Genomic DNA, 1,083 nt, shown 5'->3' with positions numbered 1-1,083 from the left:
ACATTTACCAGAAGAAAAACGAAAGAAAGCACTATTTTATGGATTAGCAGGAGCATTCGTTTTCCGCTTCGGATCACTATTTATGATTTCGTTCCTAGTAGATGTATGGCAAGTGCAAGCAATTGGTGCGATTTATCTTATGTTTATCGCGGGGAATCACTTATTTAAAACGTATGTTAAAAAGAATTCACATGAAGAAACAGAAGAAAAAGAAGCAAAGAAAAAACAAGAGAACTTTTGGTGGACTGTATTTAAAGTCGAAGTTGCTGATATCGCCTTCGCTGTTGATTCAATTTTAGCTGCTGTTGCATTAGCAGTGACTTTACCGAAAACAGGATTAGGTACGATTGGTAGTCTTGATACAGGTCAATTTATCGTTATCTTTACAGGTGGACTTATCGGATTAGTTATAATGCGATTTGCAGCAACTGCTTTCGTACAAATATTAAAACGTAAACCAGGACTTGAAACTGCAGCATTCTTAATTGTAGGTTGGGTTGGTGTGAAATTAGCGATTTATACGCTAGCACACCCTGCTTTAGGTGTCCTTCCACATTCATTCCCAGAATCTACTCCGTGGAAGCTTACATTCTGGATTGTATTAATTGGAATCGCAGTTGGCGGTTGGTTCTTCTCGAAAGAAGTAGAAGTAAAAGTAGAAAAGAATTTAGACGAAAAAGCGCTGTAATTACAGCGCTTTTTCTTTTTCCCTCGTTTCAACCCTCTCTATTTTTAGAAAAAATTCCATTATACTACCTTTTGTAAACGCTTTCTTTCCAGATGTATGTCCTTTTTGTGAAACATTGAACAAACTTATTGAAAATGAGAACAAATCCATGTACTTTATTCATATAAGGAGTATTTATAGACGATGTACTAAAGGAGCGTATTACTCATGCTAGAACAAGGATTAGATTATGTTGTAAAACTGGCTAAGAGCAAAAAGCAAATGCTAGATACAAACCCAATGCAATATTTCATTCGTGCTGCACTTGCTGGTATTTATATCGGTTTTGTTATTGTACTATGTTTTAAATTAGGTAACTTTTTTCACATTGCAGATTCACCAGCAACCTATTTAGC

At 35.6% G+C, this 1,083-nt stretch carries 1 protein-coding gene and 1 pseudogene; both read left to right on the top strand.

Annotated features, from left to right (window positions below; all coding sequences use genetic code 11):
- A partial coding sequence (locus tag AC1DTM_RS27955) for a TerC family protein (RefSeq protein ID WP_477001418.1) occupies nucleotides 1–688 on the top strand: 688 nt, incomplete at its 5' end.
- 207 nt (nucleotides 689–895) lie between these two features.
- Nucleotides 896–1,083, top strand: a pseudogene (locus AC1DTM_RS27950) (formate/nitrite transporter family protein); the annotation flags it as partial.

The organism is Bacillus sp. P4_D3 (assembly GCF_056401855.1).
Note: the sequence above shows the minus strand (reverse complement) of the source record. Positions and strands in the feature narration are given on the sequence as shown.